Here is a 15225-nt window from a genome sequence, read left to right as displayed (position 1 = left end):
TTCCGCTTTTCCCATCGCAACGCCGCGAGCCGAGAAGAGGTCCACACCGCACATGAGCAGCCCCCGAAGGAAGCGCACGAGGACCGCCGCACTGGGAGTGGTGGCGCTGGCCACCGGCACCCTGGTCGCCGCGGGACCCGCCACCGCGACCGCCGCCGACCACACCATCACCCCCGACCCCTCCTACCAGGGCCAGGAGTTCGAGGGCTGGGGGACCAGCCTGGTCTGGTTCGCCAACGCGACCGGCGACTACCCCGACGAGATCCGCGAGCACCTCGCCGACCTGCTGTTCGGCGACGACGGCCTCGCCCTCAACCTCGCCCGCTACAACGTGGGCGGCGGCAACGCCCCCGACGTCACCGACTATCTGCGCGCCGGCGGAGCCGTCGAGGGCTGGTGGCAGGCCCCCGAGGGAACCACCCGCCACGACACCGACTGGTGGCGGGCCGACAACCCCGACCACTGGAACGACGAGGCGGATGCCACCCAGCGCTGGTGGGTGGAGCGCATCAAGGACGACATCGACCACTGGGAGGCGTTCAGCAACTCGCCGCCCTGGTTCCAGACCGTCAACGGCTACGTCTCCGGCGGCTTCAACGCCACCGACGAACAGCTGCGCCCGGACCGCGTGGACGACTTCGCCGCCTACCTGGTGGGCGTGGTGGACCGGCTGGAGGCCGCGCACGGCATCACGTTCGACACCATCGACCCGTTCAACGAGCCCAACACCAACTACTGGAGCACCCGGCTGGGCCCCGACGGCGAACCCGTCGGCGGACGCCAGGAGGGCGCCCACATCGGCCCGCAGGCCCAGCAGGAGGTCATCCGGGCGCTGGCGGCCCGGCTGGCGGCCGAGGAGACCGGCACCGACGCGGTCATCTCCGCCATGGACGAGACCAACCCCACCACCTTCGCCCGCAACTGGGAGAGCTACCCGGCCGACGTCCGGGCCCTGGTCGACCAGCTGAACGTGCACACCTACGGCACCGGCGGCCGTACCACGGTGCGCGACATCGCCAAGGGCGAGGACAAGCCGCTGTGGATGAGCGAGGTGGAGGGCGACTGGGGCGACGGCCAGGACTTCGAAGCCATGGCGCCCGGTCTCGGTCTCGCCGAGCGCATCACCGACGACCTGCGGGAACTGGAGCCCACCGCCTGGGTGTTCTGGCAGCCGGTGGAGGACTACGACAACATGAAGCCGGGCGGCGAGTCCGAACGCGGCGGCAACTGGGGCAGCATCCAGCTGCCGTTCGACTGCACCGCAGGTGACACGCTGGAGACGTGCCCGGTGTACACCAACCAGAAGTTCAACACCGCCCGGAACTTCACCCACTACATCAAGCCCGGCGACCGGCTGATCGGGACCGACGACACCGCCAGCGTCGCGGCCGTCGCGGCAGGCGGGAACGCCGCCACCGTGGTGCACACCCACCGCGGCGCGCAGGAGCGCACGGTCACCCTGGAGCTGTCGAAGTTCAAGAAGATCGCGAAGAACGCCACCGTCACCCCCGTGGTCACCAGCGCCTCCGGCGCCCTGGTGACCGGCGAGGCGGTACCGGTCCGGGACGGCCGCGCCCAGCTGACCGTGCCCGGCGAGTCGGTGACCACGTTCCTGATCGACGGCGTCTCGGGCGTCGCCAAGGACGCCGCGCTGGTCCAGCCGGGCCACACCTACCAGCTGACCGGGGTGCAGAGCGGCCGGGCGCTGACCGTGGCGGACGACGGCAGCGGCGCGGTGATCAGCACGGCGGTGGACGGTGACCGCGGCCAGATCTGGACGCTGACCCCGCACACCAAGGGCCACGACAACCGGCAGAGCTATGTGCTGGGCACCCGCGAGGGCAACCAGCGGTTCGCGGTACGGGACGGCGCGGCCGTGCTGGAGAAGGACCGGGGACGTGCGGACGCGGCGGCCCGCTGGATCCTGTCCACGACCGGCGACGGCACGTACACCCTGGTCAACGAGGCCACCGGCCGGCTGCTCGAAGTGAGCGGCCAGGCCACGCACGAGGGCGCGCCGGTCACGGTGTGGACGCCCAACTCGGGGGCCAACCAGCGCTGGGAGATCACCGACCTCAAGCGCTGATCCCCGCACACCCCGCGCGAACCGCCGTGGCGCCACCACCCCGTGGCGCCACGGCGTGCGCGGTGCGGCCTTCAGTCCTTGCGCCCGGTCACGGCGACCGTGACGCCGAGGCCGATCATGGTGAGCCCGCCGACCCCGCCGACCAGGGAAAGCCGCTGCGGCGAGCGCGCGAACCAGCCCCGGGCGGTGGCCGCGGCCAGCCCCCACACCATGTCGCAGGCCACCGCGATGATGCTGAAAACCAGGCCGAGCAGCAGCATCTGGACCGCGACCTGTCCCTGACCGCGGTCGACGAACTGGGGCAGCACCGCGGCGAAGAACACGATGGTCTTGGGGTTGGTCACGCCCACCGCGAACCCTTCCCAGAAGGTCCGCGAACCACCCTGCGCCACCACCGTCCCGGTGATCGCCGCCTGCAACGAGGCGCGCTCCCGCCAGGCCTTGACGCCGAGGAACACCAGGTAGGCCGAGCCCACCAGCTTGAGCACCGTGAAGACGAGGACCGAGCGTTCCACCACGGCCCCGACCCCGAACGCCACGGCCACGATCAGCGTGTACGCGCCGAGCGTGTTCCCCACCACCGTGGTCAGCGCGGCGCGGCGGCCCAGGGCCAGCGCGCGCCCGATCACGAACAGCACGCTGGGGCCGGGCACCACGATCAGCAGGAACGACATGGCCGCGAAGGCCAGCAGACGGTCGGCAGACACCATGCGGGTCATGCAAGCACGGGAAGGACCGTCCTTCCAGCCGTGGGAGCACCCGAGTTCGGGCGCCGGACGCCGCGGCCGTGGCTCAGGGGCGCGGCTGCGCGTACCAGCGCCAGGCGGTGAGCCGGTCCCGGCCGGGCAGGGTGCCCCGGCCGGTGGCCCACAGCAGGGTGGCCCAGGGGTCGGTGTCGCGTGGCGCGTCCGGGAAGAGCCGGTGCAGCGTCCGGGCGCAGATCCCGGCCGGGGGCTGCCAGTCGACGCCGAGCCCGGCGGCCAGGTCGTGGGTGTGGACGACGGCCTCCACGATGCCCATCGCCGCCCAGCCCTCCGGGTCGGCGGTGCCCATCGGGTGCCAGGCGCGGGTGGCCGGGTCGGCGGTGCGCACCATGGCCACCAGCAGGGCGCCGCTGGCCTCCAGCACCTGGAGCAGCCCGGCGGGACCGGCCGCGCGGTCGGCGCGGAGGGTCTGGACCGGGGCGCCGGGGCGGGCGGCGTCGGCGGCGAACGGCACATAGCGGTCCAGCGGCGGCGCGGCCGGGCCGAGCTGGGCCGCGTAGGCGAAGAAGTCGTCGGCGAGATGCTCGGCCGTCTCCCAGCAGTCCCACTCCAGGCCGGCGGCCGGGCGCGCCCAGGCATCGGCCGGTGCCTCGGCGAGGGCGCGGACGGCCAGGCGTACGATCTGTTCCAGGTCGTCGGCCGTGACCGGCGCGGCGGCCGACGCGGCTGATGCGGCGCTCATACGGCCCACCCTATGGGGCGCGCGGCGCGGGGAACGCGCTGGGGAGAGCCGCCTTCCGCAGAGCATCGCGGGGCGTCACCATGGAGGTGGCAACGCGCACAACTGGGGGCATTCATGGGAAAGCATGCGAAGCCACAGCCCGACCTCGGCACGGGGAAGCCGCCGGGAGGGAACCGGGACGACCAGATACCTCCGCCGCCACCGACCGGAAAACACCGGAAGAAGTGACCCGCAGGACCGACCGGGGGGAGGGGGGCGGAGCCGGCCGGCCCGGGATCACCGGGCCCGGGCCGGCTCCGCCAGCTTCCGGCACACTTCCCGCGCCGCGCGTTCGCCGGAGCGGACCGCGCCCTCCATGAACCCCGACCAGGCGTCCGCCGTCTCCGTACCGGCCCAGTGCAGCGGCCCCACCGGCCGGGCCAGCCACGGCCCGTACGCGCGCCACGCGCCGGGCGGTACGGCGGCGGTGGGCCCGCCCGCGCTGAACCGCTCGCCGCCCCAGGAGTGATCGGCGTACGCGAGCGGCCGGGCGGCCCGCGGACCGAACAGCGCCGCGAACGACCCGAGGGCTGCCCGCCGTCTGGCGTCGGCGGGCAGCGCGTCGAAGGCCCGGGCGTACTCCCCGCCGATGAAACCGAGCAGCACCCCGGGACCGGGCCCCGCCGGGGAGACGTCGAAGGTGATGAAGACCGGTCCGGTGTCCGCGAGCGCCTGCCCGGACCGTCCGGCGGCCCGCCAGAACGGCTTCTCGTACACCGCGTACGCCTTGCCGAGCACGCCCTGCGGCCAGCGCTGGGCGAGTTGCCCGTACGGCGCCGGCAGCGGGGGATCGAAGGTGATGCTGTTCCGCAGCGCGGGCGGCACGGCGAGCACCACCCGGCGGGCGGGTACGGGCGCGGCGCCGTCCGCCCGGTGCAGGACGGCGCCCGCCGCGTCCCAGACGATCCGGGTGACCGGGGCGCCCAGCAACACCCGGTCGCCGAGCCGCTGCGCGAGCCGTTCGGCCAGGGTGTGCGCCCCGTCGGCGAAGTGCTGTTGCTGCGCCCCGCCCGCCACGTCCAGCATCGGCCGCAGCCCGCCACAGCCGCGCACGTAGTGCAGGGCGTGCAGCAGGGAGACCTCGGCCGGCTCGCAGCCCCAGGTGGTGCGGGCGACCAGGGCGAGCATGGCGCGGGTGGTGCCGCCTGCCCGGATGCCGCGCAGCCAGGACTCCAGGGTGTGCGCGTCCAGCCGGTCGGCGCCGGGCGCGTGCCAGGGCGCGCCGGGCGGCACGGTGCGCGCCAGCCGTTCGAAGCGCCGCATGACCCGGTCGAGGTCGAGCAGCGCGGCGGGTGGCAGCCGGGGGATGGTGCCGGCGTAGCGGCGCAACCGGCCGTGCCGCAGCAGGACATGGTGGCCGCTGTCGTAGGTGGGCACGGTGGTCACGCCCAGTTCCCGGGCGAGAGCGGTGACATGCCGCTGGACGGGGCCGATGAAGGTGCCGCCCAGTTCGACGTTCACCCCGCCGAGCCGGAGTCCGGCGAGCCGCCCGCCGACCCGCTGCCGTGCCTCGGCGACCCGCACCCGGTGGCCGGCCGCCGTCAGCCGATCGGCCGTCACCAGGCCGGCCAGTCCCGCTCCGACGACGGCGACTTCGGTACCGGTGGTGGCGCGCTCGTGTCCCATGCGGTCTCTATCCCGCCGGGCCGCCGAGCTGTCAAGCGGGTTGGCGGCATGTGTCGATGACGTGTGCGGCGATCAACTTCCGCGCACAGGACGAACAATATTTACTCAGTATGATAACCGCCTGTTATGATGTGTAGCTGGAACGCATGGCCCGCCGGCCCCCACCGACAGCGGCGAAGCCCGCCGCCCGCCCCTGGCCGCAGCCGGGAACCGGGCCGTCGTCCGGCCGCCTCCGGCCGTACCGCAGCACCGCCGCACCCACGGCGGAGCGCCGGCGCGCCCCCTCCCTCCTCCGGCCCGGGTCCGTCCGTACCACCCACGACCTCCCGGTCGGAAGGAAGCCGTGATGCTCCGCAGCGCACACCGCACGAGGCCGGCCACCCCGCCGTCCCCGTCCCCGCCCGTGGTGACGGTGGTGATGGCCGTCTACAACGCCATGCCCTACCTCACCGAGGCACTGGAGTCCCTGGAGCGCCAGACCATCGGCGCGCACCGGATGGAGATCATCGCCGTCGACGACGGCTCCACCGACGGCAGCGGAGCCGAACTCGACCGCTGGGCCGACCGCTTCCCGCCGCTGCGCGTCATCCACCAGCAGAACTCCGGCGGCCCCAGCGGACCGCGCAACCGCGCCATCGACGAGGCCAGGGGCCGCTACGTCTTCGTCGCCGACGCCGACGACCTGCTCGGCGACGAGGCACTGGAACGCATGGTCGGCATGGCCGAGGAGAACGACAGCGACGTCGTGCTCGGCCGGATGGCCGGCCTGGGCGGGCGCGAGGTGTCCGTCCTCGCCTTCAAACACGCCGCCCGCGCCGACCTCTACACATCCAACGTCTACCGCTCACTCAACCCGCAGAAGCTCTTCCGGCGCAGCCTCCTCAACGATCACGGAATCCGCTTCCCGGTCGACCTGTGGCTGGGCGAAGACCAGATGTTCTGCACCGAGGCCATGCTCGCCGCCCACGTCATATCCGTGGTCGGCGACTACGACTGCTACTACGCGCGGCGCCGCGAGGACGGCCAGCATCTGACCCTGCGCGACAGAAGCGCCTGGCAATCGGTGGAGCCCGTCAAGCGCGTGATGGACCTGATCGCCGAGCGCGTCACCGACGCGGACAACCGCCGCCAACTGCTCGCCCGGCACTTCCGGCAGATCATGGGCAAGGTCCTGCTGCCCGTCGCGGCCTCCGAGAAATTCGCCGGTGCCTTCCGCGACGACACCTACCGCTACGTGCGCGAGGTGTGCGACACCTACTGGGAACCGGAGATGATCCCGCATCTCCCCGCCCTCACCTGGCTGCGGCTGTACTGCTTCCTCGAAGGCCGCTATACGCAGCTCGAAGTCCTCGCCCGGTTCGAGGAGCACAGCCAGGACCCCGAGATCGTCGAGAACGGCAGAGTCTTCCGCCCCTACCCCTTCTTCCGCGACCCGGCCGCCGGTCTCCCCGACGAGCTGTTCGAGATGACCGACCGGCTCAAGGCCCGGCACGCCGTCACCGGCGCGCGCTGGGACGGCGACACCCTGACCGTCAGCGGTCACGCCCGCATCGACGGCCTCTCCACCCGGGACGTCGCCACCCGCCTGCTGCTGCGCAGCCGCGACGGCGCACGCACCCACGAACTCCCCACCCGGCACACCCCGACCCCCGAACTGACCCGGGAACACGGCAAGGACGGCCGCTACGACCTCGGACTGGCCGGCTGGGAAGCCACCCTCGACCCCGACACGGCGGCCGACGGCAGGCCCCTCGCCCCCGGCGTGTGGGACCTGTGGGCGCGCGTCGACATCCAGGGCATCCGGCGCGAGATACGGCTGACCGCGCCCGCCGCCACCGACGACGGCGGCTGGCCGATCCCCGGCGGCCGGATCCGGGCCGCCGGCGGCGACTCCGTCGTCCCGTACCGCACCAAGGGCGGTAAGTTCGCCCTCGACATCGGCGGCGGGCTGCGACCGCTCACCGCACAGGGCATGGCCACCGGCCAGCGCTGGGACGGGGAGGCCCTGCGCGTGACCGGAGCCGGCTGGATCGACAGCGTGCCGCGCGAGGAGGTGACGGCCCAGCTCGTCCTGCGCTGCCGCCAGTCCCGGCTCCAGGTGACGGTGCCCACCCGCCCCGCCGACATCCCGCGCGAGGCCCTGGACGCGCTGCCCGCGCACGGCGTCCCCGCCGACCTCGGCTTCACGGCCGACATCGACCCGCTGACCGCCGACCACGGCAGCCCGCTGCCGCCCGGCGTCTGGGACCTGCACCTGCGGCTCACCGCCCCCGGCGTCACCCGCGAGGTGCGGCTGCGCGCCGCCGGCGCCCCGGCCACCGGCGAGCTGTGGCGGGTACGGCCCCTCACCGGCCCCGACGGCCGCCCCCGCCTCATCACCCCGTACCTGACCAGGACCGGCTACCTCGCGCTCGACTCCGGCGGGATCTACTTCACCCCCGAGAACCAGCTGCTGCTGGCCGGTGCGGGCCGCGCCCCCGACAACCGCAGGGAACTGGTCGTCAGCGGCCGGGTCGGCGTGTACGGAACACCGCCGGGCGACCTGCGACTGCGGCTCACGGTCGGCGACGACGCGCCCCGGCTGCTGCCCGTCCCGCTCGCCGCACCGCGCCCGGCGGACCCGCTGCCCGCCGTGCCGGGCCCCGAACGCGACGTCGCGGAGTGGCCGGCGTTCTCCGTCCGCGTCCCGGTGCCCGGCGGCGCCTTCCGGCGGCCCGCGATCACCGTCCGGCTCGAACTCCCCGTGGGCGAGGAGCTGTACGCCTCCCGGCCGCTCACCGTGAACTGAACGGCTGGGCGCCGGGAACGGCACGCGGCCGTGCCCGGCGCCCAGGCGGGAGCGGGAAACCTCGATCAGTCGATCTCGGTCCAGGTGAACGCCACCTCGTCACCGTCCGACACCAGGAACTGGCAGCCGCCGACCGGCGTCGCCGTGCCGTTCACCGAGATCAGCCAGAACTCGTCGGCGGTCTGGGTGATCCCGTCGATCTGGGTGACCAGGTAGTCGTCGAAGGACGTGTACCAGACACCGTCCCAGGTGAAAGCGTTCTGCTGCGCCGCGTCGTCCAGCGCGGCCGTCGGGGTGGCGCCCGGCTCCGGGTTGGCACCCCCGTTGGTGCCGTCGCACAGCTGCGCCCCGCCGGTCAGCGGCGAGACGGTGTGCCCGGTGGTGGTCACCTCGTCGGAGAACACCGTCCCGGCCGGTCCGGTGACGGTCAGCTGCACGGTCACCGGGTCGTTGGCCGCGGCGACGGAGCCGGCCGCCGGAGCGGGGGCCGCGCCGACCAGGGCCAGCACGGCGGCTGCGGTGACGGTGACGGTAGCGGTACGGATCATGCTTCTCCCTCGAACGGAACGGATGGAACCTTCGAAGACGCGCGCCGGTCAGCGGCGGCGCGCGCCGGTCAGACCGTGTCGCGCCGTCGCTGCCTGGCCAGGACGTACACCCCGGCGCCGGCCGCCAGCAGCATCCCGGCCGCCACGGCCACCGGCACCGCGCCGGTACCGGTGTTGGCCAGCCCGCCGTCCGGGGTGAGCGAGCCGTCCGACCCACCGGAGGAGACCGCCGCGTCGCCGCCGCCGGACACCGTGGCACCGCCGTCGGCGGCCCCGCCCGTCACCGCGTCGCCCGAAGCACCGCCATCGGTACCGGAGTCGGCCCCGCCGTCCGCACCCGAGTCGGCACCGGAGTCCGCGCCACCGGAGACGACATCGCCCGCAGCGCCGGCATCGGCAGCACCGCTGTCGCCGCCCGTGTCACCACCGCCGGACAGCGTCGTCCCGTCAGCGCCGCCGTCCGCGCCGCTCGCGGCACCGCCCGCGCCGCCGGCCGTACCGGCACCGCCGCTGTCACCGTCCCCGCCACCGGGCGCGCACGCCACCGGCGCCACACCGGCCACGCCGCCGGAACCGTCGATGTCCCCCAGCGGCACCCCGGCCAGCGCCGGGATCACCTGGGCCGTCGCCCGCAGCGCCATGCCGTCCGCGACCGGCTCCATGTAGCCGACCGCACCCCGGTCGCCCTCGGCCGCCGAACAGCCCACCTGCACCCCGCGCAGCCAGGACGTGCCGCGCTCGGCCGCCGCGTCCCGGCCGCCGCCGATCAGCGCCTGCACCGCGAGGGCGGTGGAGTTGGAGTTCGCGGCGCTGGCGGCGTTGTAGCCCCAGCCGCCGTTCTCCTGCTGCTGGGACTCCAGCCAGTCCAGGCCCGGCTCGGCGTCCGCCGTCCGCCCGGCCGCCAGCAACGCCTGCACCGCCATGCCGGTGCTGTCCGTGTCGGATGTGCAGCGGTCCGGATTGCGGCGCAGCGACAGCGGATACCCGCCGTCCGCGCAGCGCGTGGAGGCCAGGAACTCCACCGTGCTCTCCGGAGCGCCCTGCGCCGTACGCTCCAGCGCCAGCACGCCCAGCGACTGGGTGAACTGGTTGGACATGTCGCCGGAGGGGCCCGCGTCCGAGAACCGGCCGGTGTCCTGCACCCGGTCCAGCAGCAGCCCGGTCAGATCGTGGCCGCCGAAGTCCGACAGGTCGCGGTGCTCGATCGCCGCGACCAGCGCCAGCTTCGCGGTGCCACCCGCGTTGACCGCGTCCGGGTTGCCGCGGTTGATGTAGTCGCCGGCGTGCTCCGCCAGCCAGTCGGTGGCCCGCGCGGCGGTGTCCCCGGCGGTGCCGGTGGCGGCGAGCCCCATCACGATGTCGGCCGTCAGCCCGTGGTCCGCCGAGGCGTGGGTGCCCTCGGTGAGCTTGCCGACCGCCCAGGTGGCGGCGGCCTCCGCCGGCGAGACCAGCTCCGCCGGCCCCTCGTCGGCCCGGGCGCTCGCCCCCGGCAGCGTCAGTGCGGTCGCTATCAGCGCGGCGGGCAGTACCGCCGCCGCGCGTCTGCGCAGGGTCATCATCGGGTCGTTGCTCCTTGGTCGGTCGAAGGTGCGGACGCCGCGGTCGCGAAGGTGACCGGTACGTCGAAGGCGGCGCGCCGTGCCGCGCGGCGCAGGGTCGCCAGCACGGCGGGGCCCAGGACGCACAGCGCGATCGCGTTGGTCACCGCCCGGCCGGTGTCCCAGCCGAAGGTGGAGGTGGCCAGGGTGTAGAGGAAGAAGGTGTGCAGGTTCGCCAGCGGCCCCGCCTCCGGGTCGAACGACAGCTGGGTGCCGTCGCCCAGCGCGAACGGCCAGAACCACAGATTCATCAGGAAGCCGAACACGTACGCCGCCACCACCCCGTACCCGGCCAGCAGCGCGATCTCGGCGCGGCCGGTCGGGCGGCGCGGCAGCAGCCCGGCGCCCAGCCCCACCCACCCGGCGGCCATCATCTGGAACGGCAGCCAGGGGCCGACCCCGGCCGTCAGCAGGGCGGAGGCGAACAGCGAGATGGCGCCCAGTGCGTAGCCGAACCCGGGCCCGAAGACCCGGCCGGCCAGGATCAGCAGGAAGAACACCGTCTCGATGCCGGCGGTCCCGGCCCCCAGTGGCCGCAGCGCCGCGTTGACGGCGGCGAGCACCCCCAGCAGGGCGAGGGTCTTGGGGTCGATGCCGCCCTCGGAGATCTCCGCCAGCACCACGGCGAGGATCACCGGCAGCAGCAGCACGAACATCAGCGGCGCCTGCCCGGAGTGCGCGATCGCCTGCGGCTGCGGGGGCGAGAGCAGCGGCCAGCAGAACATGCCGAGCCCGATCACCGATGCCAGCACCAGCACGGCGGCGGCCCGCGGGCCCACCCGCAGCGCGGTCGCCCGCGCGGGGCCCCCGCTCACCGGGCACCCTCCGGGCTCGCGGCCGGCGCCAGCGCCGCCGCCACCTGGTCGGGCGTCAGCCACGGGTCGGGCCCCAGGATCTTCGCCACCTGCGGCGCGAACGACGGCGAGGAGCAGATCACCTCGGCGGTCGGGCCGTCCGCCACGATCTCGCCCTCCGCCATCACCGTCACCCGGTCGGCGGTGGCCGCCACGAACTCCACGTCGTGGGTGGCGATCACCACCGCCCGGCCACCGTCCGCCAGCTCCCGCACCACCTGCCCGAAGTGCCGCTTGGCGTGGTAGTCCAGGCCACGGGTCGGCTCGTCCAGCAGCACCACGCCGGGCGCCGCCGTCAGCTGCACGGCCAGCACGAGCGCGAGCCGCTGCCCCTCCGAGAGGTCCCGCGGATGCCGCTCGCCCGGGATACCGGGCGTCAGCAGATCGAGCAGCGCCCGGCAGGTGCCGGGCTCCGCGCCGGACTCGGTGTCCGCCTGGACGCATTCGCCGTCCACCGTCTGGAGATAGAGCAGATCGGCCGCGGTCTGCGGCACCAGACCCACCAGGGCCCGCGCCTGCCGGGCGGACACCGCACCGGGGTCGGTGCCCTGGGCACCGGCGCCCTCCGCCGGCACCGCAACCTCCCCGGAGCGGCGCGGGCCCGAGCCCTGGAGCGCCCACAGCAGCGAGGACTTCCCGGACCCGTTGCGGCCCATCAGGGCGACGATCTCCCCGCCGCGCAGCGCGAGGTCCACCTCGCGCACCGCGATCCGCTCCCCGTAGGAGACGGTGACCTTGCGGGCCGTCAGCGCCACCTCGCCGCCGCGCGCGGCGGGTCCGGGCGGCAGGTGCCCGGCCAGCCGCTCCCGCAGTCCGGCCGCCCGCCGCCGCGCGTCGCGCACCGACAGCGGCAGCGGGTCCCAGCCGGCGATCCGGCCCAGATGGACGATCGGCGGCGCGATGTCGGCCTCGGCGATCAGTTCGGCGGGCGCCCCGGACCGTACGGTGCCGTCCCCCGGCAGGTATAGCAGCCGGTCCGCGTACTGGAGCACCCGCTCCATGCGGTGCTCGGCGATCACCACCGTCGTCCCCAGGTCGTGCACCAGCCGCAGGATCGCCGCCAGGACGTCCTCGGCGGCGGTCGGGTCCAGCGCGGAGGTCGGCTCGTCCAGCACGAGCACGGACGGGTGGGCGGTGAGCACCGCCCCGATCGCCACCCGCTGCTGCTGGCCGCCGGACAGGGTGCGCAGCGGGCGGTGCCGCAACTCGGCGATGCCGAGCAGGTCCAGCGTCTCCTCGACCCGCTTGCGCATGGTCTCGGGGCCGATCGCCAGTTGTTCCATGCCGTAGGCCAGCTCCTCCTCGACGGTGTCGGTGACGAAGCCCGCCAGCGGGTCCTGGCCCACCACGCCGACCAGCTGCGCGAACTCCTGCGGCGGCCGGGAGTGGGTGCTCTGCCCGGCGACGGTCACCGTGCCGTGCAGCTCACCGCCGGTGAACCGGGGCACCAGACCGTTGACCGCGCCCAGCAGCGTGGACTTCCCCGAGCCGGTGCGGCCGGCGATCAGGCACAGCTCGCCCTCCTCCACGCGCAGATCGACACCGGCCAGGGTGGGTCGTGCGGCGCCGTCGTAACGGAAGCTCACCGAGTCGAAAGTGATCATGCGCGGGTCTCCTGAAGGGCCGGAGCGTCCTGCGGTACGGCGGGGGCCGGCGGCGGGGGCGGGGGAGTGAGGAAGGCGGGCAGCAGCCCCACCAGGATGGCGGCGACCGGCAGCGCGGCCACCTCGGGCCAGCTGAGCGGCGAGAGCGAGGGGTAGAGGTTGGCCGGATCCACCCGGGTGCTCACGTACATCAGCGCACCGGCCCCGAGGCCGGCGGCGGCCGTCAGCAGTTCGGCGCCGCGCCACCGGTCGGGCCGGTAGCTGGTGCGCCGCACCCGGCGCCCGCCCAGCAGGAACCCGGCCACCGCGACGGCGGACCCGCCCAGCAGCAGCGGCAGCCCCAGCAGCCGGGACGCGGATGGGTCCAGCGTCCCGTACAGCCCGGCGCACACCCCCAGCAGGCCGCCGATCACCAGCAGTCCGGTGAGCAGCCGGGTCCGGGCGGGCGTGGCGCCGACCCGGCCGTAGCCCCGGGACGCCATGGCGGCGGCCAGCGCGAGCGAGCGGTTGAGCGCGTCCTCCAGCACCGGGATGAGGATGCCGCGCAGCGCCCCGCGCCCCTTGCCGGACGCGCCGCGCAGCCGGCGGGCGCGGCGCACCCGCTGCACGCTCTCGATGAGCTGCGGGGCGACGGTGAGGGCCACCACGACGGAGGTGCCGATCTCGTAGAGCGCGCCGGGCAGGGACTTGAGCAGCCGTTTGGGGTTGGCGAGCGCGTTGGCGGCGCCGATGCAGATCACCATGGCGGCGAGCTGGAGGCCGTCGTACACGCCGCCGAGCAGCTGTTCGGCCGCCACCGGGCCGAGCAGCCGGATGCCGGCGGCGGCCTCGGGCAGTGGGATCTCGGGCAGGGTGAAGAGGATGGTGGAGCCCTGGCCGCCGCCGAAGACGATGCGGAACAGCACCCGCATCACCACGATGAACGCGCCGAACAGCAGGTACATCCGGAAGGACAGCGCCCAGGGCGCGTCGGTGCGGCGGCTGACCACCACGTAGCCGGCGACGGCGATGATCAGCAGGAGCAGTACCGGGTTGGTGGTGCGGCTGGCGGCGACGGCGAGGCCGAGCGCCCACAGCCACCAGGCGCCGGGGTGCAGGGCGCGGGGGAGCGGGGTGATCACTGGTCGCCGGCCGCCCCGTCGGAGCCCGCCGGTGCGGCGGAGGCGGCTGCCGCGCGGCGCCGCCAGGCGGTGAACCCGGCGCCGGCCGCCAGGGCGGTGGCCAGGCCGACGGCGGCCAGGGTGCCGGTGGACGGGCCGCCGGAACCGGCGCCGGCGGCCGGGTCGAGGCCCTCGTCGGTGCCGCTCCAGCCGGGGGCCTCGGTGGGCGCCGGGCCCGGGGAGGCTTCCCCGTCGCCGTCCGGCTCCGCGGCCTCTTCCGCGGCGTCCTCCTCGGTCGCGTCCTCGTCCCGGGCGTCCTCGGCGTCCTCCCGGTCCGCCGCCTCGGGGTCCTCGCCGTCACCGGTACCGGGTGCGGCGTCGTCGCCCGGGGAGCCGGAGCCGTCGGGGGCCGGCTGGCCGGGGGAGCCGGCCGCCGCACCGTCCTGGCCGCCGGCCGCCGCGCCACCCGCGGCGGCGTCGCTCCCGGAGCCGCCCGCGCCACCGGCCGCGCCGCCCGGGGAGCCGGAGCCGCCGCCGGAGGGACTGCCGCCCGCACCACCGCCACCGCCCGCACCGCCGGCGTCCGCGGAGCCGCCGCCGCCCGCACCGCCGCCGTTGTCGGCCGGGCGCTGCGGGGCGACGCCGGGCGGTGCGGCCATCTCGTCCTCGTCCTCGGTCAGGACGAAGGACCAGCCCTCGATGCTGCCCTCGGGCGGGGTGCGGTAGGTGGCGCCGCGCTGGCTGTACGTCCAGTCGCCGCCATTGGGCGCGTGCCAGTACGACCAGTACGCGGTGGCGGGCGGGGTGTCCACACAGCTCTCGGTGTCGGTGCCCGGACGGCCGTTGATGCGGCAGATGAACGCGTCGCCCCACCGGGTGGTGCCGCCCACCTCGAAGCCGGCGTTGCGCAGCGCGGCCAGGCCGTCCGCCTGCGGTCCGGGCGCGCACCGCACGACCCGGCCGCCGCCCAGCCGCTGGAAGTCGACCACCACGGTGACGCCGCTGCTGTCCGGGCAGAACCCGGGGGTGCCCGCGACCGCCGCCCGTCCGGCCGGTGCCGAGGCCGCCGCCGTACCGGCCGCCCCGGACAGCGTGGCGAGCAGGGCCAGCAACAGGCAGGCGACCGTGGCGCGGGCGCGGGCGCGGGCGCGGGCGACGGGCATCGGATGCCTTTCCATCGGACCGGCACGGCGCGTGGCGGGGCCCGGGCATCCACCCGCACGAGAAGACCCCTGGCGCGCTTTTCGGTGAAGAAAGCGGCAGGGGCCGACAGGCCGGGACGGCTGAGGGCTCCACGCTGCGGACCGTGACAGTGAGAAGCAGGTGTTCACGCCGGCGAGCCGAGTGATCCGACTCGCGACGCGGTACGCCGCACACGGTTGCAGGTCAGCGCCGGATTCGCACCGGCTTCCCTCGGTCGTCAACGCATGAAGTTATCCATCCCCCGAAAGGCGGAATCTCCGCCAGAATAGGCCCCTCACCTCGCATTTGACCAGACCTTTATCTGCGGGCTGATGTGCTGGATCATGCACGCAG

General features: G+C 74.8%; 11 protein-coding genes and 1 riboswitch. Of the genes, 2 read left to right on the top strand and 9 right to left on the bottom strand.

Going from position 1 to position 15225, the window contains the following annotated elements; genetic code table 11:
* Positions 1 to 52: 52 nt before the first annotated feature.
* Entirely contained in the window at positions 53 to 2086 is a 2034-nt protein-coding gene (locus BM385_RS02130) for a glycoside hydrolase (RefSeq protein WP_175542898.1), read from the top strand.
* A gap of 71 nt (positions 2087 to 2157) precedes the next feature.
* Here BM385_RS02130 and BM385_RS02125 read toward each other — a convergent pair whose 3' ends face one another.
* The 3 genes from BM385_RS02125 to BM385_RS02115 form a co-directional block, all read right to left on the bottom strand.
* Positions 2158 to 2805: a LysE family translocator gene (locus tag BM385_RS02125; protein ID WP_175542897.1), complete on the bottom strand. Its 648-nt coding sequence runs from the start codon at positions 2803 to 2805 to the stop codon at positions 2158 to 2160.
* A 73-nt stretch (positions 2806 to 2878) separates the two neighbouring features.
* Entirely contained in the window at positions 2879 to 3532 is a 654-nt protein-coding gene (locus BM385_RS02120) for a maleylpyruvate isomerase N-terminal domain-containing protein (RefSeq protein ID WP_093841994.1), read from the bottom strand.
* A 276-nt stretch (positions 3533 to 3808) separates the two neighbouring features.
* Complete coding sequence (locus BM385_RS02115; protein ID WP_093841993.1) at positions 3809 to 5197, bottom strand: flavin monoamine oxidase family protein; 1389 nt, start codon at positions 5195 to 5197, stop codon at positions 3809 to 3811.
* A 346-nt stretch (positions 5198 to 5543) separates the two neighbouring features.
* Between BM385_RS02115 and BM385_RS02110 the strand changes: the two genes are divergently transcribed.
* Positions 5544 to 7985, top strand: a complete 2442-nt coding sequence (locus BM385_RS02110; protein WP_093841992.1) for a glycosyltransferase family A protein — start codon at positions 5544 to 5546, stop codon at positions 7983 to 7985.
* A 65-nt stretch (positions 7986 to 8050) separates the two neighbouring features.
* On the opposite strand, the gene BM385_RS02105 is transcribed toward BM385_RS02110, so the two are convergent.
* From BM385_RS02105 to BM385_RS26985, 6 genes are all read right to left on the bottom strand, one after another.
* Complete coding sequence (locus BM385_RS02105; RefSeq protein ID WP_019432399.1) at positions 8051 to 8533, bottom strand: DUF4430 domain-containing protein; 483 nt, start codon at positions 8531 to 8533, stop codon at positions 8051 to 8053.
* Between the two features lie 68 nt (positions 8534 to 8601).
* The gene (locus BM385_RS02100) at positions 8602 to 10092 is read right to left on the bottom strand and encodes a prenyltransferase/squalene oxidase repeat-containing protein (protein WP_020699874.1); all 1491 of its coding nucleotides are present in this window, start codon (positions 10090 to 10092) and stop codon (positions 8602 to 8604) included.
* A complete protein-coding gene (locus tag BM385_RS02095) occupies positions 10089 to 10946 on the bottom strand; it encodes an ECF transporter S component (protein ID WP_019432398.1) in 858 nt (285 codons plus the stop codon). The genes BM385_RS02100 and BM385_RS02095 overlap by 4 nt, the downstream gene beginning before the upstream one ends.
* Positions 10943 to 12589 carry an ABC transporter ATP-binding protein gene (locus BM385_RS02090; protein ID WP_093841991.1) on the bottom strand — a complete coding sequence of 549 codons (1647 nt, stop codon included), beginning with the start codon at positions 12587 to 12589 and terminating at the stop codon, positions 10943 to 10945. Before BM385_RS02090 ends, BM385_RS02095 begins: the two co-directional genes overlap by 4 nt.
* On the bottom strand, positions 12586 to 13710 hold the full coding sequence (locus BM385_RS02085) for a CbiQ family ECF transporter T component (protein ID WP_093841990.1): 1125 nt from the start codon (positions 13708 to 13710) through the stop codon (positions 12586 to 12588). The genes BM385_RS02090 and BM385_RS02085 overlap by 4 nt, the downstream gene beginning before the upstream one ends.
* Entirely contained in the window at positions 13707 to 14852 is a 1146-nt protein-coding gene (locus BM385_RS26985) for an SCO2322-related protein (protein ID WP_175542896.1), read from the bottom strand. The genes BM385_RS02085 and BM385_RS26985 overlap by 4 nt, the downstream gene beginning before the upstream one ends.
* Before the next feature lie 138 nt (positions 14853 to 14990).
* A riboswitch (cobalamin riboswitch) is annotated at positions 14991 to 15141 on the bottom strand.
* Positions 15142 to 15225: the final 84 nt, after the last annotated feature.

The sequence above is a fragment of the Streptomyces harbinensis genome (genome assembly GCF_900116145.1).
Classification (GTDB): domain Bacteria; phylum Actinomycetota; class Actinomycetes; order Streptomycetales; family Streptomycetaceae; genus Streptomyces; species Streptomyces carpaticus.
This window is presented reverse-complemented; position numbering and strand designations above follow the sequence as displayed.

Bases quoted from the DNA above. Each gene is read 5' to 3' on its own strand.
- BM385_RS02130 (WP_175542898.1), top strand. From the start codon at position 53: ATGAGCAGCCCCCGAAGGAAGCGCACGAGGACCGCCGCACTGGGAGTG.
- BM385_RS02125 (WP_175542897.1), bottom strand. From the start codon at position 2,805: ATGACCCGCATGGTGTCTGCCGACCGTCTGCTGGCCTTCGCGGCCATG.
- BM385_RS02120 (WP_093841994.1), bottom strand. From the start codon at position 3,532: ATGAGCGCCGCATCAGCCGCGTCGGCCGCCGCGCCGGTCACGGCCGAC.
- BM385_RS02115 (WP_093841993.1), bottom strand. From the start codon at position 5,197: ATGGGACACGAGCGCGCCACCACCGGTACCGAAGTCGCCGTCGTCGGA.
- BM385_RS02110 (WP_093841992.1), top strand. From the start codon at position 5,544: ATGCTCCGCAGCGCACACCGCACGAGGCCGGCCACCCCGCCGTCCCCG.
- BM385_RS02105 (WP_019432399.1), bottom strand. From the start codon at position 8,533: ATGATCCGTACCGCTACCGTCACCGTCACCGCAGCCGCCGTGCTGGCC.
- BM385_RS02100 (WP_020699874.1), bottom strand. From the start codon at position 10,092: ATGATGACCCTGCGCAGACGCGCGGCGGCGGTACTGCCCGCCGCGCTG.
- BM385_RS02090 (WP_093841991.1), bottom strand. From the start codon at position 12,589: ATGATCACTTTCGACTCGGTGAGCTTCCGTTACGACGGCGCCGCACGA.
- BM385_RS26985 (WP_175542896.1), bottom strand. From the start codon at position 14,852: ATGCCCGTCGCCCGCGCCCGCGCCCGCGCCCGCGCCACGGTCGCCTGC.